Source organism: Parasphingorhabdus flavimaris (assembly GCF_013371215.1).
Classification (GTDB): domain Bacteria; phylum Pseudomonadota; class Alphaproteobacteria; order Sphingomonadales; family Sphingomonadaceae; genus Parasphingorhabdus; species Parasphingorhabdus flavimaris.
Window position 1 is genome coordinate 342,376 of the sequence record NZ_JABWMH010000004.1, and the last position, 26,070, is coordinate 368,445.

The 26,070-nt window shown below is 60.1% G+C and carries 24 protein-coding genes and 1 tRNA gene; 14 read left to right on the forward strand and 11 right to left on the reverse strand.

Features of this window, described 5'->3' with window-relative positions; translation table 11 throughout:
* The first annotated feature begins 181 nt into the window (after nt 1-181).
* The 9 genes from HUO14_RS14420 (at nt 182) to HUO14_RS14460 (ending at nt 7,336) form a co-directional block, all read left to right on the forward strand.
* The gene (locus HUO14_RS14420) at nt 182-1,435 is read left to right on the forward strand and encodes a glutamate-5-semialdehyde dehydrogenase (protein WP_176280520.1); all 1,254 of its coding nucleotides are present in this window, start codon (nt 182-184) and stop codon (nt 1,433-1,435) included.
* A gap of 10 nt (nt 1,436-1,445) precedes the next feature.
* On the forward strand, nt 1,446-2,087 hold the full coding sequence (locus HUO14_RS14425; RefSeq protein WP_176280521.1) for a nicotinate-nucleotide adenylyltransferase: 642 nt from the start codon (nt 1,446-1,448) through the stop codon (nt 2,085-2,087).
* Between the two features lie 8 nt (nt 2,088-2,095).
* Nucleotides 2,096-2,503 carry a ribosome silencing factor gene (gene rsfS, locus HUO14_RS14430; RefSeq protein WP_418889403.1) on the forward strand — a complete coding sequence of 136 codons (408 nt, stop codon included), beginning with the start codon at nt 2,096-2,098 and terminating at the stop codon, nt 2,501-2,503.
* 11 nt (nt 2,504-2,514) lie between these two features.
* Nucleotides 2,515-2,937: a 23S rRNA (pseudouridine(1915)-N(3))-methyltransferase RlmH gene (locus tag HUO14_RS14435; protein ID WP_176280522.1), complete on the forward strand. Its 423-nt coding sequence runs from the start codon at nt 2,515-2,517 to the stop codon at nt 2,935-2,937.
* 5 nt (nt 2,938-2,942) lie between these two features.
* Nucleotides 2,943-4,139, forward strand: coding sequence for a murein hydrolase activator EnvC family protein (locus HUO14_RS14440; RefSeq protein WP_176280523.1), 1,197 nt, complete (start codon nt 2,943-2,945; stop codon nt 4,137-4,139).
* A gap of 127 nt (nt 4,140-4,266) precedes the next feature.
* On the forward strand, nt 4,267-5,631 hold the full coding sequence (locus HUO14_RS14445; protein WP_176280524.1) for a S41 family peptidase: 1,365 nt from the start codon (nt 4,267-4,269) through the stop codon (nt 5,629-5,631).
* A gap of 9 nt (nt 5,632-5,640) precedes the next feature.
* Entirely contained in the window at nt 5,641-6,126 is a 486-nt protein-coding gene (locus HUO14_RS14450; protein ID WP_176280525.1) for a disulfide bond formation protein B, read from the forward strand.
* Complete coding sequence (locus HUO14_RS14455) at nt 6,119-6,658, forward strand: demethoxyubiquinone hydroxylase family protein (protein WP_246255679.1); 540 nt, start codon at nt 6,119-6,121, stop codon at nt 6,656-6,658. The genes HUO14_RS14450 and HUO14_RS14455 overlap by 8 nt, the downstream gene beginning before the upstream one ends.
* A gap of 54 nt (nt 6,659-6,712) precedes the next feature.
* Nucleotides 6,713-7,336: a hypothetical protein gene (locus tag HUO14_RS14460; protein ID WP_176280526.1), complete on the forward strand. Its 624-nt coding sequence runs from the start codon at nt 6,713-6,715 to the stop codon at nt 7,334-7,336.
* Here HUO14_RS14460 and HUO14_RS14465 read toward each other — a convergent pair whose 3' ends face one another.
* Nucleotides 7,337-9,109 (reverse strand): DUF885 domain-containing protein, encoded by a 1,773-nt coding sequence (locus tag HUO14_RS14465; RefSeq protein ID WP_246255681.1) that lies wholly within the window; start codon nt 9,107-9,109, stop codon nt 7,337-7,339.
* A gap of 100 nt (nt 9,110-9,209) precedes the next feature.
* On the opposite strand from HUO14_RS14465, the gene HUO14_RS14470 reads away from it, so the two are divergent.
* Nucleotides 9,210-9,656 (forward strand): DUF2306 domain-containing protein, encoded by a 447-nt coding sequence (locus HUO14_RS14470; protein WP_343046110.1) that lies wholly within the window; start codon nt 9,210-9,212, stop codon nt 9,654-9,656.
* Here HUO14_RS14470 and HUO14_RS14475 read toward each other — a convergent pair.
* From HUO14_RS14475 to HUO14_RS14490, 4 genes are read right to left on the reverse strand one after another with little or no spacing between them, the layout of a single operon-like run.
* Nucleotides 9,622-11,148: a PH domain-containing protein gene (locus HUO14_RS14475; RefSeq protein ID WP_176280527.1), complete on the reverse strand. Its 1,527-nt coding sequence runs from the start codon at nt 11,146-11,148 to the stop codon at nt 9,622-9,624. The two genes, HUO14_RS14470 and HUO14_RS14475, sit on opposite strands and share 35 nt — an antisense overlap.
* The gene (locus HUO14_RS14480) at nt 11,145-11,690 is read right to left on the reverse strand and encodes a PH domain-containing protein (RefSeq protein WP_176280528.1); all 546 of its coding nucleotides are present in this window, start codon (nt 11,688-11,690) and stop codon (nt 11,145-11,147) included. The genes HUO14_RS14475 and HUO14_RS14480 overlap by 4 nt, the downstream gene beginning before the upstream one ends.
* Before the next feature lie 47 nt (nt 11,691-11,737).
* A complete protein-coding gene (locus HUO14_RS14485; protein WP_176280529.1) occupies nt 11,738-12,742 on the reverse strand; it encodes an NAD(P)H-dependent flavin oxidoreductase in 1,005 nt (334 codons plus the stop codon).
* 46 nt (nt 12,743-12,788) lie between these two features.
* Nucleotides 12,789-14,057 (reverse strand): aspartate kinase, encoded by a 1,269-nt coding sequence (locus HUO14_RS14490; protein WP_176280530.1) that lies wholly within the window; start codon nt 14,055-14,057, stop codon nt 12,789-12,791.
* A 68-nt stretch (nt 14,058-14,125) separates the two neighbouring features.
* Here HUO14_RS14490 and ubiG point away from each other — a divergent pair, with 68 nt between their 5' ends.
* Entirely contained in the window at nt 14,126-14,854 is a 729-nt protein-coding gene (ubiG, locus tag HUO14_RS14495) for a bifunctional 2-polyprenyl-6-hydroxyphenol methylase/3-demethylubiquinol 3-O-methyltransferase UbiG (RefSeq protein ID WP_176280531.1), read from the forward strand.
* 39 nt (nt 14,855-14,893) lie between these two features.
* Here ubiG and HUO14_RS14500 read toward each other — a convergent pair whose 3' ends face one another.
* The 5 genes from HUO14_RS14500 to HUO14_RS14520 form a co-directional block, all read right to left on the reverse strand.
* A complete protein-coding gene (locus HUO14_RS14500; RefSeq protein ID WP_176280532.1) occupies nt 14,894-15,565 on the reverse strand; it encodes a glutathione S-transferase family protein in 672 nt (223 codons plus the stop codon).
* An 84-nt stretch (nt 15,566-15,649) separates the two neighbouring features.
* Nucleotides 15,650-15,985, reverse strand: coding sequence for a VOC family protein (locus tag HUO14_RS14505; protein WP_176280533.1), 336 nt, complete (start codon nt 15,983-15,985; stop codon nt 15,650-15,652).
* A gap of 84 nt (nt 15,986-16,069) precedes the next feature.
* Complete coding sequence (gene gltB / locus HUO14_RS14510; RefSeq protein WP_176280534.1) at nt 16,070-20,596, reverse strand: glutamate synthase large subunit; 4,527 nt, start codon at nt 20,594-20,596, stop codon at nt 16,070-16,072.
* 52 nt (nt 20,597-20,648) lie between these two features.
* The gene (locus HUO14_RS14515) at nt 20,649-21,359 is read right to left on the reverse strand and encodes a DUF2059 domain-containing protein (RefSeq protein WP_176280535.1); all 711 of its coding nucleotides are present in this window, start codon (nt 21,357-21,359) and stop codon (nt 20,649-20,651) included.
* Between the two features lie 20 nt (nt 21,360-21,379).
* The gene (locus tag HUO14_RS14520) at nt 21,380-22,834 is read right to left on the reverse strand and encodes an NAD(P)-dependent oxidoreductase (protein WP_176280536.1); all 1,455 of its coding nucleotides are present in this window, start codon (nt 22,832-22,834) and stop codon (nt 21,380-21,382) included.
* 267 nt (nt 22,835-23,101) lie between these two features.
* Here HUO14_RS14520 and HUO14_RS14525 point away from each other — a divergent pair, with 267 nt between their 5' ends.
* Nucleotides 23,102-23,896: an undecaprenyl-diphosphate phosphatase gene (locus HUO14_RS14525; RefSeq protein ID WP_176280537.1), complete on the forward strand. Its 795-nt coding sequence runs from the start codon at nt 23,102-23,104 to the stop codon at nt 23,894-23,896.
* A gap of 4 nt (nt 23,897-23,900) precedes the next feature.
* On the opposite strand, the gene HUO14_RS14530 is transcribed toward HUO14_RS14525, so the two are convergent.
* Nucleotides 23,901-24,854: a complex I NDUFA9 subunit family protein gene (locus tag HUO14_RS14530; RefSeq protein WP_246255683.1), complete on the reverse strand. Its 954-nt coding sequence runs from the start codon at nt 24,852-24,854 to the stop codon at nt 23,901-23,903.
* Between the two features lie 250 nt (nt 24,855-25,104).
* Between HUO14_RS14530 and HUO14_RS14535 the strand changes: the two genes are divergently transcribed.
* Nucleotides 25,105-25,191: transfer RNA gene (locus HUO14_RS14535), tRNA-Leu, on the forward strand.
* 238 nt (nt 25,192-25,429) lie between these two features.
* Nucleotides 25,430-26,065: a tyrosine-type recombinase/integrase gene (locus tag HUO14_RS16550; RefSeq protein WP_425500492.1), complete on the forward strand. Its 636-nt coding sequence runs from the start codon at nt 25,430-25,432 to the stop codon at nt 26,063-26,065.
* The last annotated feature ends 5 nt before the right edge of the window (nt 26,066-26,070 follow it).

A 26,070-nucleotide genomic window follows, 5' to 3' on the forward strand; every position in this document is an offset into this window, starting at 1 on the left:
GGAGAGCGGCGACTCGTGACGAGTCGAACGAGTCGTGCGGTGAATTGCGAAATTCATAGAAAATTAATTCTGATCGTCCCATTTTGGGCAAATCTTTTGATGTCCCGCACGAAATAAATCTTGTTTTTCGGATTAGCGATTGTGGGTTAAATTGCCGACGTCGGCATGCTAGCAGCGGCGCATGACAGAATCTGCACAACTTATCACCGACATGGGCCGGAAGGCGCGCGCTGCATTCACGATGCTGGCTGGCGTTAGCGATGCCCAGAAATCCGAGGCCCTGACCGCCGCCGCCCGACATCTGCGGGCGAGCCAGGCGACGATATTGGCCGCCAACCAGCGCGACATGGAAAGCGCCCGGGAACGCGGATTGAGTGACGCCATGCTCGACCGCCTGATGATCGACGAAGGCCGGCTGGAAGCCATTGCGGCGGCCGTGGAAAATGTTGCCAATCTGCCCGATCCGGTTGGACAGATTATCGACCGCAGCGAGCGGCCCAATGGTCTGGTGATGGAGCGGATCAGGGTTCCGTTGGGCGTGATCGGGATTATCTACGAAAGCCGGCCGAATGTTACAGCCGATGCGGCAGCCCTGGCGCTGCGGTCCGGCAACGCCGTCATCCTGCGCGGGGGATCGGAAGCGATCGAGAGCAACCGGGCGATTTTTGACGCCATGACCGCCGGGGTGGTCGAAGCCGGCCTCGCCGAACATGCGATCCAGCTGGTCCAGACCACGGACCGGGCGGCGGTTGGCGCGATGTTGAAAGCCAGCGGGCTGATCGACATTATTATTCCGCGGGGCGGCAAGTCGCTGGTCAAGCGGGTGCAGGACGAGGCAAGTGTTCCGATTCTCGCGCATCTCGACGGGATCAACCACACGTATATCGGCAAGGATGCAGATCCGGACAAGGCAATCGCCATCGCGGTCAATGCCAAGATGCGGCGCACTGGCGTCTGCGGAGCAATGGAGACATTGCTGATCGATCAGGATTATCGGGCGCCCGGTGCCCTGGTGCGGGCATTGATCGATGCCGGCTGTGAAGTACGCGGCGATGACGCGGTGCTCGAACTGGACGAACGAATCGTCTCGGCGGAAGCAGCCGACTGGGATACCGAATATCTCGCGCCGATCGTCGCGGTCGCGATGGTCAACGGAGTGGATCAGGCTCTCGAGCATATTGCCGATCACGGTTCGCATCACACCGACGTGATCGTTACCGAAGACACGGCGATCGCCGAAAAATTCATCCAGCGCGCCGACAGCGCGATTGTCATGCACAATGCTTCGAGCCAGTTTGCCGATGGTGGCGAATTCGGACTGGGCGCGGAAATAGGTATTTCGACCGGACGCATGCACGCGCGTGGGCCGGTCGCACTGGAAGGGCTGACCACCTATAAATGGGTTGTGCGGGGAACCGGGCAAGTTCGGCCTTGATCATCAGCCGATGATAACCACCGGCCTGTTGGGTGGCTCCTTCAACCCGGCCCATGGCGCGCATCGGTCGGTCAGCCTCTTTGCGATCGATGCGCTGGCGCTGGACGAATTCTGGTGGCTGGTCTCGCCGGGCAATCCGTTGAAAGCAGGAGCAAAAGACATGGCTCCTCTGCATGCCCGTCTGGCATCGGCGCGGAAAATGGCGCGGCGCAGCACTATCCGGCCGACCGCCATCGAACGGCAACTGGGTACAAGATATACTTATGACACGCTGCTGAAACTTGTCCGTCGCTACCCGAAACGCCAGTTTGTATGGATCATGGGGGCCGATAATCTGGCCCAGTTTCACCGCTGGAAAGACTGGCGAAAAATCGCTCGCCTTTTGCCGATTGCAGTTATCTCGAGACCCGGCTATGATGACGATGCTTTTGCGGCTCCCGCAATGGCTTGGCTGCGGCGCTTCGTCCACCCCGCGAGCCAGCGTGGTAACTGGACCAACTGGAGTACGCCGGCGCTGACATTCCTGCGCTATCGTCCCGACCCCCGCTCGGCCACCGCGATCCGGATGGCTAGGCCCCATTGGCATCAGCAATATGATGATCGCCGCGTTCGAGACGCGGTGACACACCGGTTGATTGGCCCAGAAGATTAGGATTTAAGTTGACGAAACCGAAGGTAAAAGCGCTGACATCTGCCACTTCCAAGGAAGGCAAGGCCGAGTCGGACGCGCTCCACGCGCTGGTGATGAAATCGCTCGACGATGATCAGGCGCAGGACGTTGTCTCCATTCCGCTGGAAGGAAAGAGCAATATTGCCGACCATATGGTGATCGCCGAGGGGCGTTCGACCAGACAGGTCGCGTCGATCGCCCAGAAGCTCTCCGAGCGGATCAAGCAGTCCGGCGGCACCGCGCGAATCGAAGGCCTTGCGAATGCCGACTGGGTATTGGTTGATGCAGGCGATGTGATCATCCACTTGTTCCGGCCAGAGGTCCGCAGCTTCTACAATCTGGAACGGATGTGGGCGGTGGACGAGGAAGGTGACGCGGCGGACGCCGTCGAAGCCTGACTTCATAGGCGATGAGACTGCATATCGTCGCTCGTGGGAAGATTGGCCGCAGCCCGGAAGCGGAACTTGTGGACCGCTATCTGAAGCGGATCGTCTGGGATGTGAAAATCAGCGAGCTGCCCGACCAGGGCGGCAAAATGCCGAAGCTGGACGGAGCGACCAAGATCATCGCGCTGGACGAGACGGGCGACAACTGGACTTCAAAGAAATTTGCGAATCTGCTCTCCGCCTGGCGCGATGATGGCGCGCGCGAGACGCGTTTCCTGATCGGCGCCGCCGACGGCTTGAGCCCCGACGAACGGGCCAGTGCCGATCATTTCTTCTCCTTTGGCAAGGCGACCTGGCCGCATATGATGGCGCGGGCGATGCTCGCCGAGCAATTGTTCCGGGCGACCTCGATTATCGCGGGTCACCCCTATCACAGGGAAGGGTGACAGAAATGGCGCGTTATTTTCTCTCCCTGATCATGATGGCTGGCGCAGCGCTTGGCGGCGCCGCTCTCATCTCTGCGCAAACCCCTGGCCCGAGCCTTTCCGAACAGCAACGTAGCCTGAAGGCGGCCCGTGAGCAGTCCGAGCGGGCCAGTCAGCGCAGCGATGCCCTGCGCCGTCAGGCCGATGCGGCGAACAATGATGCCGAACGGCTCGCCAGCGAAGCCGCCGCTCTGGCGGCCCGGATCCAGTCGGCGGAAGCGGATATTGCGGCGGCCCGGACCCGGATCGCCATTGTCACCCGGCTGCAGCGGCGCCAGCGCGCTCGACTGGCAGAGAAACAGGGGCCGATGATCCGGTTGACCGCGGCCCTCCAGATGATGACCCGCAAGCCGACCGCGCTTGCCCTGGTGGAACCGCGTTCGCTCGACGAACTGATCTACATGCGTTCGATCATGTCAGCCGTGATGCCGGAAATCGAAGAGCGGACCGCTGGTCTGCGCAAGGAAGTCAGGCAAGGCGAACGGCTGCGGCTGCAATCCGCGCGCGCCATCGCATCGCTCGACGAAAGCCAGCGGCGTCTGATCGAGCGGCGACGGCAGCTGGCGGTTCTGGAAGCAAGCGAACGGATCGAATCGGCACGATTTTCCGATGATGCCGGAATCGAGCAGGATCGGGCGCTTGCTCTGGGTGAGGAGGCGCGGGACATCGTCGACTTGATGGACCAGATTCGCGAAGCCGGCGCGGTCCGCGAAGCGCTGGCACAGCTGGACGGACCGATGTTGCGACCCAGTCAGGGGAGCGATTCAGCGGATCGCAGCCCACAGCAGAAAAGGGACGTCGCCAACGCCTATCGTCTGCCGGTGAACGGTGAAATCGTGACGGGCCTCGGCGAGATTTCCGCTAGCGGATACCGCTCTCGCGGGCTTACTCTCGCGGTTGCCTCCGGCGCGCAAATTGTCGCTCCGGCAGCAGGAAGAGTGGCTTATGCCGGTCGCTATCGCGGCTATGGCAATATTTTGATCATCGAACATGACGCCGGCTGGACCAGTCTGATCACCAATATGGCGATGATCCGGGTCAAGGTCGGCGACCAGATCGTTCAGGGCGCTCCAGTGGGTCAATCCGGGTCGGACGATCCCAAGGTCACGGTCGAACTGCGCCGCAACGGAAGGGCGATTGATATCGCCGCCCTGATCGGTTGAAAACCGAAAGAAATCGAGAAAAATAGTCGTTCATCGAAGGCTTCCGTCATTTTTGGTTAAGCTGCTTGGCTTTAGGGGTGATTCCAGCCTATATTTGATCCCGATCTATACATACAGGACAGCATTGATGAAAAAGCCCGTATTGCAAGCCGCCGCCCTTGTTCTGACTGTCGCGCTTTTGCCCGCGACGACATCGGCGATTTCTGCTGTCGATGCGAACACCTATCGCGAGATGGAACAGTTCATGAGCGTCTTTGACCGGGTGCGGAATGACTATGTCGACCAGGTGGATGATGCAGATCTGATCAAGGGCGCCATCGAAGGCATGCTGGGCAGCCTTGATCCCCACAGCAGCTTTCTCGACGCCCGCGATTTCGACAATTTGCGCACCCAGACCGATGGCAATTACGGGGGACTCGGCCTCTCGGTAACTCTGGAAGATGGTGCGGTGAAGGTAATTGCCCCCTTCAAGGATACGCCTGCCGACAAGGCCGGCGTGAAGGCCGGTGACTATATCACCCATATCAACGGCGAACTGATCTACGGCGGTACGCTCGATGAAGCGGTCGAGGAAATGCGCGGCAAGCCGGGCACGCCGATCAGCATCACCATCGTGCGCCCGGGCCGCGACAAGCCTTTCGACGTGACGATGGACCGCGCGATTATCGATCTCAAACCGGTGACCTGGGAAGTCAAGGATCAGGTCGGCGTGATCAGCATCAACAGCTTCTCCAGTGATACGGGTGCCGACGTCGCTGCCGCGATCGTCGGTATCGACAAGTCGCTCGGCAAGAAGCCGCTTGGCTATGTGCTGGATTTGCGATCCAATCCCGGCGGCCTGCTCGACGAAGCCGTTTCGGTATCCGATGTTTTCCTGTCGCGCGGTGAAATTGTTTCCCAGCGTGGACGCTCGAAATCCGATATCGAACGCTATTTTGCGAAGAGCGGCGATGCGGCTGGCGGGCTGCCGATCATTGTTCTGATCGACGCCGGTTCGGCTTCGGCTTCCGAAATTGTTGCGGGCGCCTTGCAGGACCATCATCGCGGCCTGGTCATGGGTGAGCGCAGCTTCGGCAAGGGATCGGTGCAGACCTTGCTGCCGCTTTCCAATGACAGCGCGCTGCGGCTGACCACTGCGCGCTACTACACGCCCGCCGGCAAGTCGGTGCAGGAGGGCGGGATCGAGCCCGACATCAATGTGCCGCAATTGTCCGATCCCGATTACAAGACGCGTCCCCGTTTCCGCGAGTCCGATTTGCGGAAACATCTGATCAACGAGGTCAAATTGAAGGACGAAGTGCTCGAGGAAGACGGCAAGGATGATCCACGCTTCACCGCAACCGCCGAGGAACTGAAAGAGCAGGGGATTACCGATTTTCAGCTCCATTATGCGTTGCAGACGATCGGTCGGCTTGGACCTGACGGATTGAAAGTGGCGATGAACAAGGCGGCCCGGAAAACCGGCAAGAAGACCGTGGTGGCGAAAAACTAGGACCGTCTGATGGCATCTGTGCGCAAAGCCAATTGGCTGGCTTTCCTGCTGCCTGCGGGTTTGCTCGGCGGCGCCCTGATCAGTCAATATGGCTTCGGCCTGTACCCCTGCGAAATGTGCATGTGGCAGAGATGGCCGCATCTGGCCGCCATCATTCTGGCCCTGCCGGCTCTGTTGCTTGGCTCAAAACCCCTGTCGAGGCTGTTGGTAATCGCCGCCGCGCTGGCAATATTGGTCAGCGGGCTGATCGGCGGTTTCCATGCCGGTGTGGAATATGACTGGTGGGAAGGACTAACCTCCTGTGCCACCTCTATCCCGGCGGGCGGCGACATACTCGATTCGATCATGAATGCACCGCTGGTGCGCTGTGACGTTGCGCCCTGGTCGCTGTTCGGCATCTCACTGGCTGGCTATAATTTTCTCTTGTCGGTGGGCGGCGCCATCCTCATCTTGGTCATGCTAGCCACCGGACGAAGGGAGTCTGACTATGTCTGAGACAAAATTGGGAAAATCAGAGGCCGATATCGCTTCGATGATCCGGGTTAACCAGGCCGGAGAATATGGCGCGGCGCAAATCTACAAGGGCCAGCTGGCGGTGATGGGCGACAATGCGCCAGGCAGCAGCGCAATCCACCATATGGCGGAGCAGGAACAGCGCCATCTCGATGCCTTCGACAAGATGATTGCAGAACGCGGCGTGCGACCTACCGCTTTGCAGCCTTTCTGGAAAATAGCCGGCTATGCGCTTGGCGCGACAACCGCAGCGATGGGACCGCGAGCCGCCATGGCCTGCACCGCTGCGGTGGAAACCGAGATCGACCAGCATTATCAGGAACAGCTTGATGAACTTGAATCGGAAAATGACCCCGAGCTGACCCGTATAATTGCGGAGTTTCGCGAAGAGGAATTGGAGCATAAGGCAACCGCAATCTCCATGGGAGCGGAAGATGCACCGGGATATCCGGTGCTGAGCGCCGCAATCAGGCTGGGCTGCAAGTTTGCGATCGGACTGTCGAAACGCATCTAGCAGGCAGGATTCGCTTCAGCGTCGGTTCAGGACGGCGGCTACAAAGGAAATATCATGATACAGAAACTCTTATTTTCCGCCGCGATCCTCTCGGGTGCCGGCATGATGGCTGCTCCGGCCATGGCGCAGGATCAGCCTGGCGACCGCGTCAATCAGCTGGTTGTATATGGTGATGATCCCTGCCCCCAGAGTAGCGAAGAAGAGATTGTTGTCTGTGCGCGCAAGGACGAGGGTGAACGATATCGCATTCCCGAAACGCTGAGAAGCGGTAGCCTGGGGGATGCCAAGAACCAGGCATGGTCGGAACGCGTCAAATCCTATGAATATGTCGGTGCTTCCGGGACCAGCAGCTGTTCGCCAACCGGCGCGGGTGGCTTTACCGGATGTACGCAACAATTATTGCGTCAGGCCTATGCCGAAAAGGGCATTGATGACACGGTCAACTGGGGTCAGTTGATCGAAGAGGAGCGCCAGAAACGCCTGTCCCGAATCGATGCTGAATCGGACGCAGTCGAAGAGCGCTTGCTGGAAATCGAAGCCCAGCGCGAAGCGCGCAACGCGGCAGCAGAAGCCGCTCGCGAGCGGCTCGAGGAAAAGGATGCGGCTGCGCTGGAAGGTACAAATGATCTGGCAGTGCCGCCGGGAGCGGAGGAAGTCCCCGGTCCCGACGACGAATGACTAGCCGGCTTTCGTGGCCTTGATCCAGCGATTTACCTGATCTTCCAGCATGTCTAGCGGGACGGCGCCCTGTCCGAGCACAACGTCATGAAATGCGCGCAGATCGAACTTGTCGCCCAGTTCGCGCGTTGCCTTGCCGCGTAATTCGCGGATTTTCAATTCGCCCATTTTATAAGCCAGTGCCTGTCCGGGCCAGCTGATATAACGGTTCACTTCGGCTTCGATATTGGCCTCGCTGAGCGCGGTATTGTCGGTCATGAAATCGATCGCCCGCTGCTTGCTCCAGCCCTTGCTGTGGATTCCCGTATCGACGACCAGGCGGCACGCCCGCCACATTTCATAGGATAGCCGACCCATATTCTTGGCGGGTGTATCGTAAAGATCCATCTCGATACCGAGCCGCTCCGAATAAAGCCCCCAGCCTTCGACAAAGGCGGTGAAAAATGCGCCGTGCTTGCGGAAGTCGGGCATGTCGAGTTCCTGTTGCAGCGCGATCTGCTGGTGATGGCCGGGCACCGCTTCGTGCACGCTCAGCGCCGGAATTTCCCAGAAAGGGCGCTGGTCCAGCTTGGATGTGTTGACATAATAAAAGCCGGCTATGCCGACATCGGGTGATCCCGGATTATAATAAGCGGTGGTCGTGCCTTCGGCGGTTTCGGCCGGAATTTCCTTTATTCCATATGGAAGCCGCGCGAGCTTGCCGATGACCGAAGGCATTTTGCCGTCGATGACCTTGGTCACCCGGGCGACTTTTTCCATCAGCTCTTCCGGCGTCTTGGCATAATATTTCGGGTCGGTGCGCAGATGCTCGATAAAGGCTTCGCGCGTGTCATAGCCGGCTTGCTTGGCGACCTCGACCATCTCGGCGCGAATCCGCGCAACTTCGCTGACGCCGATATTATGGATTTCGTCGGCTGACTTGGCCGTCGTCGTCATCTGGCGGATGCGGAAGTCATAATATTCTGCACCGCCCGGCTGGGCCGAGATACCGGGTGCTGTGGCGCAGTTCGGGGCATAGTCGCTATTGTACCAGTCGAGATGCTTTTGCACCGCCGGATTGATGATATCGGTGATCGTTCCGGCGGCCTCTTCAGCCAGAGCATTGAAGGTCACCGCGTCGATCGCCTCTGGCCGTTTGCGCAGGAAGGGCTGATAGAAACGCGATGCTTCGGGATTGTCGGTAATCAGGCCGGAAATGCTGGTTTCATACCCTTCCATTGACACGCACGGCTGGACATAGCCGCCGGCGAGCGCCTGATTGGCGACTGCGATCGACTGCTCATTGATCTTCGCATATTGTTTGAGCCGGTTGATATAGGTGCGGTAATCCTGCGCGTTGCGGAACGGCAGATTGTTCTGCATGCTGGCGAAATTCTGGTGCCAGCCACCGCGATTGGTGAAATTGATCGTGCGCTGGCCATAGCTGTTGGCTTCAACCTGTTCCGCCAGCGAGCGGCGCAATATGCCGAAGTTTGTCTTGTCATCCTCGCTCAGGGATGCGGTGTCGATTGCGTCCAGTTGCGCCAGCCAGGCCTTGGCCTTGGCCACGCGGGCATCTTCGGCCTCGAGACTGGCGTCGCTAACCCGGCCGACCGGATCGTCGACTCCGAGGGAGGATGCGAATTCGGGATATTGTTCCAACTGATAGGCCCAATAGGCCTCTACAATATCCTTCAATCCGGAATCCTGCTGGGCGATAGCCGGAGTTGCGAAAGCCACAGTCGCCGCCGTTCCCATGGCCAATATCATCTTGCGCATCTTCTTCCCCTTCATATAGTCGCCAAAACTGACGGAGATTGTTATTTTCAAAAAAGCAGAGACTAATCGGTCGCGTGGGCACAGGCAACTTCTTCTGCCCGATGGGTTTGACCGCGTGCTAGGAATATTGGCGATCATTCTGATGCTGGCCGTAATCGCCGCTGTCCTGCGTGGACAGGACCAGTGGGCGCAAATATCCTGGTCGGTTTGGGCCCATATGGCCTCGATCAGTCTGGCCTTGCTGCTTACACCCGTTATGCTGTGGCGGTCGCGCGGGGACCGGCTGCACAGGCGACTGGGATGGGTCTGGTCCGTGGCCATGCTGTTCACCGCACTGATCAGCTTTGACATTCGCCAGATAGAGGCTGGCGGCTTCAGCTATATCCATCTGCTCTCGGTAGCGACTTTGGTGCTGGTGCCGCTGCTGATCTGGCAAGCGCGGCGCCACAATGTTTCCGGTCACCGTTCGGCGGTGCGCGGATTGATTACCGGCGCTCTTCTGGTCGCCGGCTTTTTCACCTTTCCCTTCAACCGATTGCTGGGTGGCTGGCTGTTCGGCTGAGCAGCTGGCGGCGCAGATCGCTCGCTCGATCCAGACCAATAGCCCGTATCGTCAAGGGTGCGACCGCTGACCCGCCGGCGATACCAATGATGATAGTGGCGAGATCCAGCGGATGATCCCATGCCGTCTGGCTGACATCGACAGTCTGGATCTTGCTGAGCGGCAGTAGAGTTAGTCTTCGGCGCCACCAGCCGGACCGGACGAAGAGCTGGCCGTCGCTCAAAACATACTGGTGCTGCTGCCAGCTGAGAAACAGGAACAGGCTGACGGGACCGGCGAGCAGCAGCACTGCGTAAAAGCCAGAGTGGAACAGGGTTCCGCTTGTCATGGCAATCGCTCCCAGCAGCAGCACCGCCAGTAGCGCGCGGCGCCACCAGAGAGCAGAGCTGACCTGATGAAATGGGACGGTTTCTCCAGGTGAACGGATCGCGCACTGGCCCAGAACTGCGTTGATCTCCGCGCGGGTCGCGCAGGGGGCGGCGCTATGGTCGGTCTCACCGCTGGCGTCACCGGCGAGTGACTTGAACTTCAGATGATACCAGCCATAGCGCTGGCGCACCGGTCCGGTCTGGATGATCGCCGCCTGCACGCGATGGATGGGCATCACCATGTCGGTCAGGGTGAACAGCCCGCGCCGCCGCCGGAATCCCGGCTGTCCACTATCAACCCGGTCGAGACGAAAGCCATATTCGCGGATGAATGTGCGGATGATCCCGCTGACAAAGCCGATGATGACCAGCGAGAAAATGGCGCCCAGAACACCAGCGACCCGCACCCAGAAACTCAGACCGTCGATGATCTGCTGATCGGGCAAAGCATCGAACCAGTTGCGCGGATCGAAAAAATCATCGGGGAGCAGGAAGTCCAGATTCTGTGCAAGGGCGCCCAGAATGGCGAGCAGCACGAAAGAGAAATTGAACAGGCCCGCGATGAAGATACGGCGGTTGTCCATGGCGAACAGCGCGGGGGCTTCTTCGGTTGCGACCTGTTCGATCGAGTCTGGCGAGACTGCGTTCCGGCCGGCCTTGTAATCCCTGATGGTGTCGCGAAGTTCTTCTGCATCGGACCGCGTCAGGGCCTCCAGCTGGCCGTCTTCGCCGCCGCCCGAACCGGTTTCCAGTGCGACCGTCGCAAGGCGGAGCAGGCGGTGGGGCAGCTTCTGTTCCAGGCTGACATCCTGGATGCGGTCAAAGGGGATTGAACGGTTGTTGCGGTTGAGCAGTCCGCTCTTGATCCGGATTTCGCGGTCTGTGACCTGATAGGTGAAGCGCGACCAGATCAGCGCGGTCACACCGGCGACGAGCACCACCAGCGCCGCTGCGGCGAGCATTGTATAGGCGATATTCTGGTCGAACAGGCTGAAGTGGAGCACCGCAATCGCGACGATATTCCGCCCGATCATCGACAGGGATTTCAATATTATGCTGAGCGGGTGCAGATGCCGGAAGGGCGCGCTGTCCTGTACTGGCGGTGTTTCCGTGGGCTCGCTCATATCATGTCTTGGCGGATATGATCCTTGATTGTCTCGCGCATGGCTTCGGCATCGGCGGTGGCCAGGCCGGGCAGGGTGACGATGCTGTTGTGCGTTCCTGCCGTGTGGACGATCAGGGTCGACAGGTCGAACAGCCGTTGCACCGGACCTTGCGCGACATCGATATGCTGGATCCGGTTGAACGGGACGATTGTGTCGGTGCGCCATAGATAGCCGCGGAGCACGCGCAGTTGCGCGTCGCCCATGTCATAGCCCCAGCGGCGGTAGATGCGATGCGGCAGGACAGAGACCATCAGGACGGCGAGGACTGCCGCAGGGAGAAGGATCGTTCCGGCCTGCACGTCATGATGCATGTAGAGCAGCAGCTCGGCGACCGAGGCCAGAATCAGCAGGACCAGCGCCCGCAGGACCATGTTGACCCGGATGAGGCTTTTTTGCGGCGGGTGGAGCGGTGTCAGACCCTGGTTATAGCTGGATGACAGACCGGAATCGTCCGCTGCGGATCGAGCGTCACTGGAAGACTTGGAAGCATGTTCGGTCATGCGGCTGCTATGCCCAAGCTGTGTTGTTTAGGCAAGACGGTTGACGATTATCGCGCCAGCGCGGTTTCGGCCTGTTCGATCAACGATTTGATAATATCGGCCACGGATTCTTCCGCCTTGACCATGCCGACCGACTGCCCGGCCATGACACTTCCATGCTCAATATCGCCATCTATGACCGCTTTTCGTAACGCTCCTGCCCAGAAATGTTCAATTTGCAGCTGTGCTTCGCCCATTTCGATCTCGCCGGAATCCAACAATTTGGCGACTTCGATCTGCTTGCGGGTAAATTCCTCGGTGCCCTTGTTCTTGAGCGCGCGGACCGGGATCACCGGCAGGCGCGGATCGACCTGGACGCTGGTGATCGCATCGCGGGCGTTGCCACGGATGAAGGCTTTCTTGAAATCGGGATGGGCGATCGATTCATGGGCGCAGACAAAACGGGTGCCGAGCTGGACGCCGCTGGCGCCCATTTCGAGATAGGCGGCGATCATTTCGCCGGTGCCGATGCCGCCGGCGACGAAGACCGGCAACTGGTCGGCGATCTCCGGCAATATTTCCTGCGCCAGCACCGAGGTCGAGACCGGACCGATATGCCCGCCGGCCTCCATGCCTTCGATGACAATAGCGTCAACGCCCGAACGGACGAATTTCTTGGCCAGCGCCATGGCGGGGGCAAAGCAGATCACTTTCGCGCCGGTTTCCTTGATCGCTTCTAGGCTGCCCTTGGGCGGCAGACCGCCGGCCAGCACGACATGGGTCACCTCATGTTTGCCGCAGACCGCAATCAGCGCCATCAGGTCGGGATGCATGGTGATCAGATTGACCCCGAACGGCTTGTCGGTGCGCTTTTTCGTTTCGGCGATTTCGGTGTCGAGCAATTCCGGCGTCATCGCGCCGCAGGCAATCACGCCAAAGCCGCCGGCATTGGAAATCGCGCTGACCAGATTGCGTTCCGAAACCCAGGACATCGCCCCGCACATGATCGCGGTTTCGCAGCCGAGAAAATCGGTACCGCGCTGCATGAGATGCTGGAGTGTGGATTGGGTCATTGCATTTCTTTCTAAAGCCCAGCCCCCCGAAGGGGAGAGAAAATGGTCAGGCCGCGTCGACCGCATCCAGCCCGTAGGCCGTATGCAGAACGCGCAGCGCCAGTTCGGTATAATCTTCCTCGATCAGCACGCTGACCTTGATCTCCGATGTCGTGATCGCCTGGATATTGACGCCGCGATCGGCCAGCGCGCGGAACATCGTCGACGCGATACCGGCGTGGCTCTTCATGCCGACGCCGACGACCGATATCTTGGCGACATTGGTGTCGGGGATCAGGCGGTTGAATCCGATTTTTGCCTGCGCGCCTTCCAGCACCTGCATCGCGCGGTCGAGATCGACGCTGGGCACGGTGAAGGTCACGTCGGTTTCGCCTTTTTCGCGGCCGACGTTCTGGATGATCATGTCGACATTGATCGCGGCATCGGCGAGCGGCGCGAAAATATCGGCAACGGCGCCCGGCTTGTCGGGCACGCGGGTCAGGGTGATCTTGGCTTCATTCTTGTCATGGGCGATGCCGGTGATCAGCTTCCGTTCCATATCTTCTATCTCCATTTCGTCTTCGCTGACAATCATCGTGCCGGGCAGGTCGTCGGCGGTCCAGTTGGTATTTTCATCGGTGAAGGACGAGAGCACCTGGATGCGCACGCCTTCTTTCATCGCCAGTCCGACCGAGCGGGTCTGCAACACTTTCGCGCCGACGCTGGCCAGTTCGAGCATTTCCTCGAAGGTGACCTTGTTGAGCTTTTGCGCCCGCGTCACGATGCGCGGGTCGGTGGTATAGACGCCGTCGACGTCGGTGTAGATATCGCAGCGATCAGCCTTGACCGCTGCCGCTATCGCGACCGCGCTGGTGTCGGAGCCGCCGCGGCCGAGAGTCGTCACCCGGCCCTCGTCGCTGAGGCCCTGAAAACCGGGAATGATGGCGATCTCGCCGCTCTGCATGGCGGCGGTCAGGGCTCCGGCGTCGATCGAGTCGATCCGTGCCTTGCTGTGCGCCTCGATCGTACGGATCGGCATTTGCCAGCCGAGCCAGCTGCGTGCCTTGGCGCCGAGAGACTGCAAGGCGACGGCGAGCAAGCCTGCGGTAACCTGTTCTCCCGAAGCCACGACCACGTCATATTCGGCCGGATCATAGAGCGAACTGGCTTCGCGGCAGAAATTGACCAGCCGGTCGGTGTCGCCCGCCATGGCGGAAACGACGACGGCGACTTCATGGCCGGCATCGGACTGCTGCTTGACGATCTGCGCCACCCGACGGATGCGTTCGATTCCGGCCATCGAGGTGCCGCCAAATTTCATCACTATGCGTGCCATAATATTGTCGGAAAAACTTTCGTTAAAAAGGGCCTGAACAGGATTGAAAAGCCTGATAAAGAGGGGGCATGACAAAGGCAAGTAGCACGATCAATCCGGCGGAAGCCGCGCATTTTGGCACTCTCGCGGCGGAATGGTGGGACCCGAAGGGCAGTTCGGCGATGCTGCACCGTCTCAATCCTGTGCGCCTGGCCTATATACGCGAGGCGATTGACCTGCATTTTGACTGCGATTCAAGCCAGCTCAGGCCGTTGGCAGGAAAGAAAGCGCTCGACGTCGGCTGCGGCGCGGGCCTGCTTTGCGAGCCGCTGGCACGGATGGGCGCCAAGGTCACCGGCCTCGATGCCGCACCGGAAAATATCGCTGCGGCCAGGGCGCATGCAGAACCGCAGGGGCTGGACATCGACTATCGCAACGAGGCGATCGAGAATTTCGGCGGCAGGGACCATGATCTGGTGACGTCGCTGGAGGTGCTCGAACATGTCGACGATCCGCAGGCCTTCATTGATGGTCTGGCAAAGGCTCTGGCCGATGACGGCCTGATGATCATCTCGACGCCCAATCGCACCGCCATGTCGAAACTGCTGCTGGTCGAACTGGCCGAGATTACCGGACAAATCCCGCGCGGCACCCATCATCATGACCAGTTTATCACGCCGGAAGAGCTGGAGAAGATGCTCGGCAACGCCGGTCTGCAGGTTACCGATTCCACCGGCCTGTCCTACAGCCCGGCGAAAGGCTTTGCGCTGTCCGACAATCTGAAGCTCAATTATCTGATGACGGTGGTCAAGGCCTGACCGGCGGCCAGTCCCGTGAATGGCGCACAGCGAATATCGCTAGAAATCCACTTTTTCATAATGTGGCGGCGGTGCGATCACTTCCATCCGTTCGGACAATAGGGGCCGGAACGAAGGCCGCGATTTGAACATCGCGTACCAGGCCTTGGTCTGTTCGTGGCCGGCCCAGTCGATCGCGCCGAGATAATCGGCGACCGAAATCTGCGCGGCGGCGGCGAGGTCGGCGAGGCTCATCGTCGCCCCGGCCAGCCAGCTGCGGTGGTCGATCAGATAGTCGATATAGTCGAGATGCGAATTGGCCCGGCGCATGGCCTCGCGCAGCACCTTGGCGTCGGGCGGTTCGCGCCGGATCAGCCGCTTGTGCATCCGCTCGTGCAGCATCGGCGCGGTGACGTCGCCGTAAAATTGTTCGTCGAACCAGGCGACCAGCCGCCGGATCTCTGCCCGGTTGACCGCCGTGCCGTTGATCATCGGGACTTTTTCGACCGTTTCCTCGATATATTCGCAAATCGCGACGCTATCGACGAGGTGGATGTCGCGTTCGGCATGTTTCATCACCGGGGTCCGTCCGGTCGGGTTCATCGACAGAAATTCGTCGCGCTGATCCCACGGTGATTCGCGCACCAGCTCATAGCCGACCGACTTCTCGCCCAGCAGCAAGCGGACTTTACGGGAAAACGGACATAGGGGGAATTGGTACAACTGCCACATGCACTTCGCTTAATCCCGATTGGACGCCGGGGGAAGGGACTTGATGCATTGGTGAGCGAATTTTACCGCCAGATCGGGACAGGCCTAGTCCGGCTGATAGATGGCCAGCCGGTTGCCCGCCGGATCCAGGCATTCAAATCGCCGTCCGCCGGGGAAGGCGAAAATCTCTTTGACGATTTCGCCGTTCGCGGCCTTGACCTGTGCGAGCGATGCTTCGAGATCATCGGTCTCGAATGTCGGCATCGGAGCAACCGGCTCGGAACCTGCTGCAATGCCGATTTGCACCGGTCCGCCTTCGACCGCGGCATATTCCGGACCATAGTCGGTGAAGGCAAAGCCGAAGGCCTGTTCATAAAATGCCTTGCTGGCGGGCAGGTCACCGGCTTTCATTTCGAGATAATTGGGGGTGATTTTGGGCATGGTTCCGCTTCCTTGTTTCGCACCGATTCGAGACGATGCCATCATAGGGAATGGGCAGATCAAAACAAGAACATATAGACAGTCCTACTCCGCCGCCTCGATCACCTCTCTGTCCGAGAGCGGATGCGCGATCCGGCTGACCATTTCCTTGGGGCAGACCTGCCAGAAGCGGTCCCGCCAGCGGTCCCAGTCGCGCAATATCGCTTCCGACCATTTGCTGTCGGTGGTCCTGTGATGGCGCTCGACCAGCCCATACAGATGCGCTTCCCAATAAGCGCTGTCGAGCCGCTGCCAGACGATGCTTTCACCGTTGGCCATTTTTTCGAAATTGTCGTCGGTGTCGAGAATGAAGGCCATGCCGCCGGTCATGCCGGCGCCAAAATTGCTGCCGACCGGGCCGAGGATGACGGCATTGCCGCCGGTCATATATTCGCAGCCATTGGCGCCGCAGCCCTCGACCACGACATTGGCACCGCTGTTGCGCACGGCGAACCGTTCGCCGGCCTGTCCGGCGGCGTATAGCTGCCCGGCGGTGGCGCCGTAGAGCACGGTGTTGCCGATGATCGTATTGTCCTGGCTGACCAGCGGCGAGCTGACCATCGGGCGGACGACGATCTTGCCGCCGCACAAGCCCTTGCCGACATAGTCGTTGGAATCGCCAAAGACTTCCAGCGTGATTCCCTGACAGAGGAAGGCGCCGAGCGACTGGCCCGCCGACCCGCGCAGGCGGATGTGGACATGATCCTCGTTCAAGGTGCTCATGCCATATTTGGCGGTGATTTCGGCGGAGAAGCGGGTGCCGACGGCGCGGTGGGTGTTTCGCACCGTATAGGTGAGCTGCATCTTTTCGCGCCGTTCGAACACCGGTTTTGCGTCGTCGATCATTTCCGCATCGAGACTGTCGGGCACTTCGTTGCGCGGCGTGTCGATGTTGAAGCTGCGCTGGTCATCGCGCGCGTCGACCTTGGCGAGGATGGGGTTGAGGTCGAGATCGTCGAGATGCTCGGCGCCGCGGCTGACCTGCCGGAGCAGTTCGGTGCGGCCGATGATCTCCTTGAGCGAGCGATAGCCAAGGCGCGCCAGTATCTCGCGCACTTCCTCAGCCATATAGGTCATCAGATTAATCACCTTTTCCGGCGTACCGGTGAATTTCTCGCGCAGCCGTTCGTCCTGCACGCAGACGCCGACCGGGCAGGTATTGCTGTGGCACTGGCGGACCATGATGCAGCCCATCGCGACCAGACTGAGCGTGCCGAGCCCGAATTCCTCGGCACCGAGGATCGCGGCGATGACGATATCGCGACCGGTCTTGAGCCCGCCGTCGGTGCGCAATTTCACCCGGTGGCGCAGGCCGTTGAGGGTGAGCACCTGGTTGGCTTCCGACAGTCCCATTTCCCAGGGCGTGCCGGCAAATTTGATCGAGGTCTGCGGCGATGCACCGGTGCCGCCGGTGTTGCCGGAGATCAGGATGACATCGGCATGGGCCTTGGCCACCCCGGCGGCGATCGTGCCGATGCCGGCCGAGGAGACCAGCTTGACGCAGACCTGCGCGCGCGGGTTGATCTGCTTGAGATCGTAGATCAGCTGGGCTAGATCCTCGATCGAGTAGATGTCATGATGCGGCGGCGGCGAGATCAGGGTGACGCCGGGCGTCGAATGGCGCAGCTTGGCGATAAATTCGGTGACCTTGAAGCCGGGCAGCTGGCCGCCCTCGCCGGGCTTGGCGCCTTGGGCGACCTTGATTTCGATTTCCTCGCAGGCACCGAGATATTCCGAGGTCACACCGAAGCGGCCCGAGGCGACCTGCTTGATCGGGCTCGAGGCATTGTCGCCATTTTCATAGGGCGTGTAGCGGCGCTTTTCCTCGCCGCCTTCGCCGGAAACGGACTTCGCGCCGATCCGGTTCATCGCGATGGCGAGCGTCTCGTGCGCTTCTGGGCTCAGTGCGCCGAGCGACATGCCCGGCGTGTTAAAGCGCTTGCGGACTTCGGTGATCGCTTCAACCTCGTCGATCGGGACCGGTTCCGGCGCGTAGTTGAACTCCATCAGATCGCGGAGATAGATCGGCTCGAGCTCGCGCACGCCCTGGGAAAACTGGAGGTAGGACGAATAGCTGTCATGGGCGACCGCCGTCTGCAGAAGGTGCATCAGATGGGCGTCATAGGCATGGGCTTCGCCGCCGTCGCGCTGCTTGTAGAAACCGCCGACCGGCAGGCGGACGATCGCCGGCTCGAACGCCGCTTCGTGCTTTTCCTGGGCGTTGATGAACAGAGAGGCATAGCCTTCGCCGGAAATCTTGGTCGGCATGCCGGGGAACAGGTCGTTGCACAGCGCGCGGGACAGGCCGACGGCCTCGAAATTATAGCCGCCGCGATAGCTGGAAATGACGGCAATGCCCATTTTGGAGAGAATCTTGAGCAGGCCGTCGTCGACCGCTTTCTTGTGCCGCACCAGACATCCGTCCAGCGTGAGCTCGCCGAACAGACCGCGGGCATGGCGGTCGGTAATGGCCGCTTCCGCCATATAGGCATTGACCGTGGTCGCGCCGACGCCGATCAATACGGCATAGCAATGGGTGTCGAGACATTCCGCCGCGCGGACGTTGACCGAAGCATAGGAGCGCAGCCCCTTGCGGACGAGATGCGTGTGCACTGCCGCGGTGGCGATCACCATCGAGATCGCCATCCGGTCCTCGTCAATATCCTCGTCGGTGAGGAAGATTTCGGTCTTTCCGGCGCGCACTGCCTGCTCCGCTTCCGCGCGGATCCGGGCGAGAGAGTCGCGCAATTCGATCGCGTTTCCGGTGGTCGCCATGGTGCAGTCGATCTGCGCCACTGCATCGCCAAAACCCAGCTTCAGCCGCTCCCACATGGCGCAGCTGAGCACCGGACTTTCGAGCACCATCACGTCCTCGTTCTGGCTGTCCTGCTCGAGGATGTTGGCGAGATTGGAAAAGCGCGTGCGCAGGCTCATCACGTGGCGCTCGCGCAGGCTGTCGATCGGCGGGTTGGTGACCTGGGAGAAATTCTGCTTGAAGAAGTGACTGATCTGGCGCGGCTTGCGGCTGATCACCGCGAGCGGCGTATCGTCGCCCATCGATCCGATTGCTTCCTTGGCATCCTCGACCATCGGCGCGAGGATCATTTCCATGTCCTCGAGCGTATGGCCGGCCGCGGTCTGGCGGCGGATCAATTCCTCTTTGGAATATCCCATGCCCGAATTTTCGGGGGCGGGCGGCAGATCGTCGACGGTCTGAAATCCCTTGACCAGATCGGCATAAGGTTCTTCCGAAGCGATCCGGTCCTTGAGCTCGCGATCCTTGAACAGGACGCCGGCATCGAGATCCACCGCGATCATCTGTCCGGGGCCGAGACGACCCTTCTCGACAACCTGGCTTTCGGGCACGACGACCAGACCGGATTCGCTGCCGATGATCAGCAGATTGTCGGCCGTGATCGAATAGCGCAACGGCCGGAGCGCGTTGCGGTCGACCCCGGCGACGGCCCAGTGGCCATCGGTCATCGCCAGCGCGGCCGGGCCATCCCATGGCTCCATGACGCTGGCCATATATTCGTACATCGCCTGGTGGGCGGGGTCGATGTCCGGATCGTTTTGCCACGCCTGGGGCACCAGCATGATCTTCGCGGTCGGCGCATCGCGGCCCGAGCGGCAAATGGTCTCGAAAACCGCATCCAATGCCGCGGTGTCGGAGGAGCCGGCCGGAATCACCGGCTTGATATCCTCGCTATGGTCACCGAAGGCGAGGCTCGCCATCTTGATCTCGTGGCTCTTCATCCAGTTCTTGTTGCCGCGAATGGTGTTGATTTCGCCATTATGCGCGAGGCAACGGAACGGCTGGGCCAGCCACCATTGCGGGAAGGTGTTGGTCGAATAGCGCTGGTGGAAAATCGCCACCCGGCTTTCGAACCGCTCGTCGGTCAGGTCGGGATAGAAGACCGAGAGGGATTCGGCGAGGAACAGGCCCTTGTAGATGATCGAACGGCAGGACAGGCTGCAGATATAGAAATCCTGGACCTGCGCGGCGATCACCTTCTTCTCGATCCGGCGGCGGATGAGATAGAGATTCTTCTCGAACTCGCGCGCGTCCTGCCGGTCCGGCATCGGGCCGGCGATCATGATCTGCTCGATCTCGGGGCGGGTGTTCTGGGCTTTCTGGCCGATCACCGACACATCGACCGGCACCTGACGCCAGCCATAGATGGTGTAGCCGGCCTCGATGATTTCGGCCTCAACGATCGTGCGGCACATTTCCTGGGCATTGAGATCGGTGCGCGGCAGGAAGATCATGCCCACGGCGAGCCGGTTCGGGCGGACCTTGTGGCCGCTGTCGGCAATCGCATCGTCGAAGAAACGCTCGGGCAGATCGACGTGCAGGCCGGCGCCATCGCCGGTCATGCCGTCGGCATCGACCGCGCCGCGGTGCCAGACCGCCTTCAGCGCATCAATGGCCGAGGCAACCACGCGTCGCGACGGCTTGCCATCAGTTGCCGCAACCAGGCCGACACCGCAGGCATCGCCTTCATAGTCGGGCCGGTACATGCCTTCGCGGGCGAGTCGTTCATGCTCGGGGGTCGGGTAATGGTGGGTCATTCGGTTTCTCTCTTGGTCCGGCTGAAGGCGTTTCGGCCTCCGCGATCACCTGTTAAAATTCTTCCGCCATGCTGGCGTCGCTGTCCTCTTCGGGATATTCCGCACCCTTTGGCGGCGGCAAATGGGCGGTGGCTTCCTCGACCTTTTCCATGATCGCCGGCATCGCCTGCATCATCTCGGGCACAAAGCTCATCATCGACTGCATCATTTCCGGATCGACAAAGACCATCATATAGTCGCGTGCGAAGGCACCACCGGTTTCGGTCGCGAAAAAGGCGTTCATCTCAGCGAGCTGATCCGCCGTAAATTTCCGGGCGTAGATATTGGCAAGGCTTTTGCGCAGCGCCGGCTCCATGCTGGTCATCAGGTCGACCATCTCGTTGGTCATGACCCTGGTCGATATTTGCATCCGCTCCCTGAAATGCGGGTCTCTTTCCAGCATCATATCATTGATCGAGGCATCGCCGAGTTCATCGAGTTCTGGATCATCAATGCCCATGCCCTTCATCGTCTCCGCCATCGGCCGGTCGAAGCTCTGGCTGATGATACTGTCCATCATCTGGTCCATCGTGCCCTTCATCATCCGCTCATAGGTGCCAAGCGGGAAGAGATAGTCGACCGTGACCTTGGCCGCGGCGAGCCGGGCGGGGTCAATTGCTGGTTGTACAACATCCCCGACCGGCGCGGTTGAATCCTGCGCAATCGCGGGGCTGCTCAATGCCAGAGCCAAGGGGGCGGCAAAAGTTGCGAATAATATTTTCATGTTCATGCTCCATTCGCGGTCTAGGCCGCTACCTTTTCAGCCAGTTTCTTCTCGCGCAGAAACCGGTGCATATGTTCGGTCACGTCGCGGCCATCGCGAATGCCCCAGACGACCAGGCTGGCGCCGCGAACGATGTCGCCGGCGGCGAAGACGCCTTCCATATTGGTCATCATCGACTTGTGATCGACCCGCAACGTGCCCCACCGCGTGACCGACAGGTCCGGGCAGCCAAACAGATCGGGCAGGTCTTCCGCATCAAAGCCGAGCGCCTTGATCACCAGATCAGCCTCGAGAGTGAAATCGCTGGCCGGCTCGACTTCCGGCGAACGACGGCCGCTGGCGTCCGGCGCGCCGAGCCGCATGCGGTTGGCCCGGACCGCGGTCACATGATCGGTGCCCTCGATCGCCTTCGGCGCGGACAGCCAGACAAATTCGACGCCTTCTTCCTCGGCGTTGCGCACTTCATTCTGCGAACCCGGCATGTTGGCGCGGTCGCGGCGATAGAGGCATTTGACCGATTTTGCACCCTGCCGGATCGAGGTCCGCACGCAGTCCATCGCGGTATCGCCGCCGCCGATCACGACGACATTCTTGCCCTTGGCATTATAGCGCCCATTGTCGAAATCGGGAACTTGATCGCCGAAACTCTTGCGGTTGGAGGCGATCAGAAAGTCGAGCGCCTTTTCGACCCCAGGCGCGCCGACGCCCGGCATCTGGATTTCGCGCGCCTTGTAGACGCCGGTGGCGACCAGGATTGCATCATGTTTGTCGCGCAGCTCTTCCAGCGTCGCGTCGCGACCGACTTCGAAATTCTCGTGGAAGTGGATGCCGCCATCCTTGAGCCGCTGCACCCGGCGCATGATCACTTCCTTTTCCAGCTTGAAGCCCGGAATGCCGTAGGTCAGCAATCCGCCGGCGCGGTCGTGGCGGTCATAGACATGCACGTCGTAACCGGCGACGCGCAGATATTCTGCGGCGGTCAGGCCAGCGGGCCCGGCACCGATGATGCCGACCGACTGGCCCGTTGGCCGGCCGGGCTGCAGCGGTTCGACCCAGCCTTCTTCCCAGGCGGTGTCGGTGATATATTTCTCGACAGAACCGATGGTGACCGCGCCATGGCCGGAAAATTCGATCACGCAATTGCCCTCGCACAGGCGGTCCTGCGGGCAGATGCGGCCGCAGATTTCCGGCATGGTCGATGTCAGATTGGACATTTCATAGGCTTCGCGCAGGCGGCCCTCGGCGGTCAGGCGGAGCCAGTCGGGGATATGATTGTGCAGCGGGCAGTGGACCGAACAATAAGGCACGCCGCATTGCGAGCAGCGGGCGGCCTGTTCCGCGGCCTTGTCCGGCGCATAGCGGTCGGCGATCTCGCGAAAATCCTCGGCGCGGAGGCCGGGCTCGCGCTTCTCGGGATAGGCCTGGCCATCCTCGACAAATTTCAGCATTTCCAGTTTCTGCGGGCTTTTTGCCATGCGAGACGCTCGTTTCCGGTAGTTTTGATTAGGGTCACAGGCCCGTTTGCGCGGACCACAAGAGTGAAATAACCCAGAAAGGAGCCAGAGTCACGGATAAATTGCCAACAAGGACAGTATATATGTCCTATTATGCCTCAAATGGAATCTTATTCAACCTGCTTCCGGCTTTTTCGGCACAGATAGTATCGCATCGGCCATATATTTTCCTCACGACAACTGTCTGGTGAAACGCTATTGCGCGTCAAACCAACTTACGGGCTGCTCATGACCTTCATCCAAATGCTGCTCCTCGCGATCGTGCAGGGCGTTACCGAATTTCTGCCGATATCCTCGTCGGGGCACCTGATCCTCCTGCCGGTCTTCACCGGCTATGCCGACCAGGGGCCGATGATCGACATTGCCGTGCATGTCGGTTCGCTGCTCGCGATCATCACCTATTTTTTCAGGGACGTCTGGTCGCTGGGCAAGGGCGGCCTCGCCACCATCGGCATCGGCCAGGCCCCGGCCGAACGACGCTTGTTCTGGTGGATCATCATCGGCACGATCCCGGCGGTCATCGTCGGTCTGTTCCTCAAGACTGGCGGCTATCTCGACGGTTTCCGCAGCACCACCTTGGTCGGTGCCAATCTGATCATCTACGGCATCCTGCTGGGCATCGCCGACCGTTTCGGACGGCAGGTCAAATCCTTCGAGCAGCTGACGCTGAAGGACGGTATCATCGTTGGCCTCGCGCAGGCGATGGCGCTCATCCCCGGCACCAGCCGTTCTGGCGTGACCATGACCGCAGCGCGGTTTCTCGGCTATAGCCGCGTCGAGGCGGCGCGCTTTTCCTTCCTGCTGTCGATTCCGGCGGTGGCTGGTGCCGGCGTGCTGATCATTCCCGATCTGATGGGTGCCAGCACCGAATTGCTCAAGGAAGCGCTGATCACCGGCGCGCTGACCTTTGTCGCGGCTCTCGCCACCATGACCTTCCTGATGCGCTTTCTGCGCAAGGCCTCGATGATGGTTTTCGTCGTCTACCGCGTTGCCATGGGCATCGCGCTGCTCACGCTTTTCTAGCGGCTCAGCTTGCCTTGGCGCGAGCTCCGAACCGGCCGTGGGCAGTATATTTTTCCATCCAGCCACTGGCGACCGCAGCGAGCGGTGTCGGCGCAACGCCAAAGGCATCCAGCCCCTTGGCGGTTGGCGCCACGACATTGTCTTTCTGCAGCATCTTGTACTGATCCGACGTGATCGGGGCACCGGGCAGCGGTCCCAGAACAGTCGCCATCATCTTGGCGGCAAAATCCGGGACATCGACAAAAGTGCGCTCGCGGCCGGTCATCGCGGCGATGCGGCGGTTGAGTTCGCCCATGCTGATCACTTCCGGACCGCCCAGTTCAAATGTCTGTCCGGCATATAGCGCAGGCTGGCTGAGCGCCTGCGCCACGACATCGGCGACATCGCCGACAAAGATCGGCTGGAATTTCGTCGCGCTGCCGATGACCGGCACGACCGGCAGCATCTGGATCATCGCGGCAAAGCGGTTGATGAATTCATCCTCGCGACCAAAGACGATCGAGGGTCTCAATATGATCGCGTCGGGAAATGCCTCGAGCACCGCCCGCTCGCCTTCGCCCTTGCTGCGGCCATAGCGCGACGGTGAAGCGGTATCGGCGCCAATCGCGGACAGCTGGACCATGGTCTTGCAGCCGGCAGCAGCGGCGGCCTTGGCGACATTGCGCGCGCCGTCGACATGGATGCGGGTGAAATCGCCGTTGAGCACGCCGACCAGATTGACCACGGCATCGCAGCCCCGGACCGCGCGGGTGACGCTGTCCGGCTTGGTGATGTCGGCGCTGGCAAACTGTGTCTGGCCGAGATTGCCCAGCGGCTTGATATGCATGGCGTTCTTGATATTGCGCTCGGCAATCCGCAACCGCGCACCGCGCGCCAGCAGCTCCTGGGCAACATAGCGGCCCAGAAAACCGCCGCCGCCAAATATGCAAATCAAACGTCCATCGAGATCCATGTTCATCTTCCACTCATGCCTTGGTTTCCGCTTAGCCTCTGCCCCAGCGCGGCGGGCGAAGCAACAGCCGATTCTTTCCCCAGACTAGCATATTCCGCGCGATCTGGCAGCGCTTCTCCCTCCCCCGCGCCGCCGCGCCGACGGGGCACGGACATTTGTCCGATGAATCGCGATATGAATCATTGACAGCTCAGCCACCAAGAGGCTAATCGCCCGCCTCTATCAGGTGGTATCGAGACGATCACCGCCTGCATGGGCCCAGATGGCGGAATTGGTAGACGCGCTAGCTTCAGGTGTTAGTATTCGTAAGGATGTGGAGGTTCGAGTCCTCTTCTGGGCACCATTATAGCATTTCAGAACATACCATGAGATCTTGACAAAGCGGCAGAAATCCGCCACTTATGAGTCATTGTTAGTCCTATAAGGTCCGGTAAGATTTGATAACAGCCAAGCCGGTTTTGGGGGCAGCTTGGGGGCAAGTGAGCTATTTTCGATTTAGTCAGATTAGTTGATCTGCCCCCAAAACCGGCTTGGCTGTTATCTTAAAAATCTTATCTGGACTTCGAACGAGGAGCCCTGTCATGGCCTTTACCAATATCGCGCTCAATGCGCTCAAACCGGCAAAGAAATCTTACAAACGATCGGATGGGGGCGGATTGTATATTGAGGTTATGCCAAATGGCTCAAAGCTTTGGCGCTTTAAGTACCGCCTCCACGGCGTTGAGAAACGCCAATCCATGGGAAAGTTCCCCGAAGTCTCGCTCGCCGACGCGCGCAAGCGTCGCGATGAGGCAAAAGCATTTATCAGCACTGGCCGCGATCCGGCAATCGAACGCCGCCAAGCTAAACTAGTAGCAGCGCTTAGCGCCGAGACCACATTTGGCTTAGTAGCGCGCGAGTTCATCGAGATAAAAATGGCAGGCGAAGGGTTGGCCCAGTCAACTATCGAGAAAGCCCTATGGTATCTTGAACAGCTTGGACCGCTGCAGCCGCTGCCTGTCGGCCAAATCAGGCCAGCCGATGTGCTCGCCGTCCTGAAGCGTATCGAAGCTAAGGGTAAGTATGAGACTGCAAGGCGTTGCCGTTCCTTTGTCAGCCGGGTTTACCGCTATGCAGTGGCCACACTGCGCGCTGAGAATGATCCTGCAGCTGTGCTTCGCGGGGCGCTGCGCAGCCCTAAGCCTAAACACCATGCTGCTTTTGAAAAGCCAGAATAGGTCGC

Bases quoted from the DNA above. Each gene is read 5' to 3' on its own strand.
- HUO14_RS14420 (WP_176280520.1), top strand. From the start codon at position 182: ATGACAGAATCTGCACAACTTATCACCGACATGGGCCGGAAGGCGCGC.
- HUO14_RS14425 (WP_176280521.1), top strand. From the start codon at position 1,446: ATGATAACCACCGGCCTGTTGGGTGGCTCCTTCAACCCGGCCCATGGC.
- HUO14_RS14435 (WP_176280522.1), top strand. From the start codon at position 2,515: ATGAGACTGCATATCGTCGCTCGTGGGAAGATTGGCCGCAGCCCGGAA.
- HUO14_RS14440 (WP_176280523.1), top strand. From the start codon at position 2,943: ATGGCGCGTTATTTTCTCTCCCTGATCATGATGGCTGGCGCAGCGCTT.
- HUO14_RS14445 (WP_176280524.1), top strand. From the start codon at position 4,267: ATGAAAAAGCCCGTATTGCAAGCCGCCGCCCTTGTTCTGACTGTCGCG.
- HUO14_RS14450 (WP_176280525.1), top strand. From the start codon at position 5,641: ATGGCATCTGTGCGCAAAGCCAATTGGCTGGCTTTCCTGCTGCCTGCG.
- HUO14_RS14455 (WP_246255679.1), top strand. From the start codon at position 6,119: ATGTCTGAGACAAAATTGGGAAAATCAGAGGCCGATATCGCTTCGATG.
- HUO14_RS14460 (WP_176280526.1), top strand. From the start codon at position 6,713: ATGATACAGAAACTCTTATTTTCCGCCGCGATCCTCTCGGGTGCCGGC.
- HUO14_RS14465 (WP_246255681.1), bottom strand. From the start codon at position 9,109: ATGAAGGGGAAGAAGATGCGCAAGATGATATTGGCCATGGGAACGGCG.
- HUO14_RS14475 (WP_176280527.1), bottom strand. From the start codon at position 11,148: ATGAGCGAGCCCACGGAAACACCGCCAGTACAGGACAGCGCGCCCTTC.
- HUO14_RS14480 (WP_176280528.1), bottom strand. From the start codon at position 11,690: ATGACCGAACATGCTTCCAAGTCTTCCAGTGACGCTCGATCCGCAGCG.
- HUO14_RS14485 (WP_176280529.1), bottom strand. From the start codon at position 12,742: ATGACCCAATCCACACTCCAGCATCTCATGCAGCGCGGTACCGATTTT.
- HUO14_RS14490 (WP_176280530.1), bottom strand. From the start codon at position 14,057: ATGGCACGCATAGTGATGAAATTTGGCGGCACCTCGATGGCCGGAATC.
- ubiG (WP_176280531.1), top strand. From the start codon at position 14,126: ATGACAAAGGCAAGTAGCACGATCAATCCGGCGGAAGCCGCGCATTTT.
- HUO14_RS14500 (WP_176280532.1), bottom strand. From the start codon at position 15,565: ATGTGGCAGTTGTACCAATTCCCCCTATGTCCGTTTTCCCGTAAAGTC.
- HUO14_RS14505 (WP_176280533.1), bottom strand. From the start codon at position 15,985: ATGCCCAAAATCACCCCCAATTATCTCGAAATGAAAGCCGGTGACCTG.
- gltB (WP_176280534.1), bottom strand. From the start codon at position 20,596: ATGACCCACCATTACCCGACCCCCGAGCATGAACGACTCGCCCGCGAA.
- HUO14_RS14515 (WP_176280535.1), bottom strand. From the start codon at position 21,359: ATGAAAATATTATTCGCAACTTTTGCCGCCCCCTTGGCTCTGGCATTG.
- HUO14_RS14520 (WP_176280536.1), bottom strand. From the start codon at position 22,834: ATGGCAAAAAGCCCGCAGAAACTGGAAATGCTGAAATTTGTCGAGGAT.
- HUO14_RS14525 (WP_176280537.1), top strand. From the start codon at position 23,102: ATGACCTTCATCCAAATGCTGCTCCTCGCGATCGTGCAGGGCGTTACC.
- HUO14_RS14530 (WP_246255683.1), bottom strand. From the start codon at position 24,854: ATGAACATGGATCTCGATGGACGTTTGATTTGCATATTTGGCGGCGGC.
- HUO14_RS16550 (WP_425500492.1), top strand. From the start codon at position 25,430: ATGGCCTTTACCAATATCGCGCTCAATGCGCTCAAACCGGCAAAGAAA.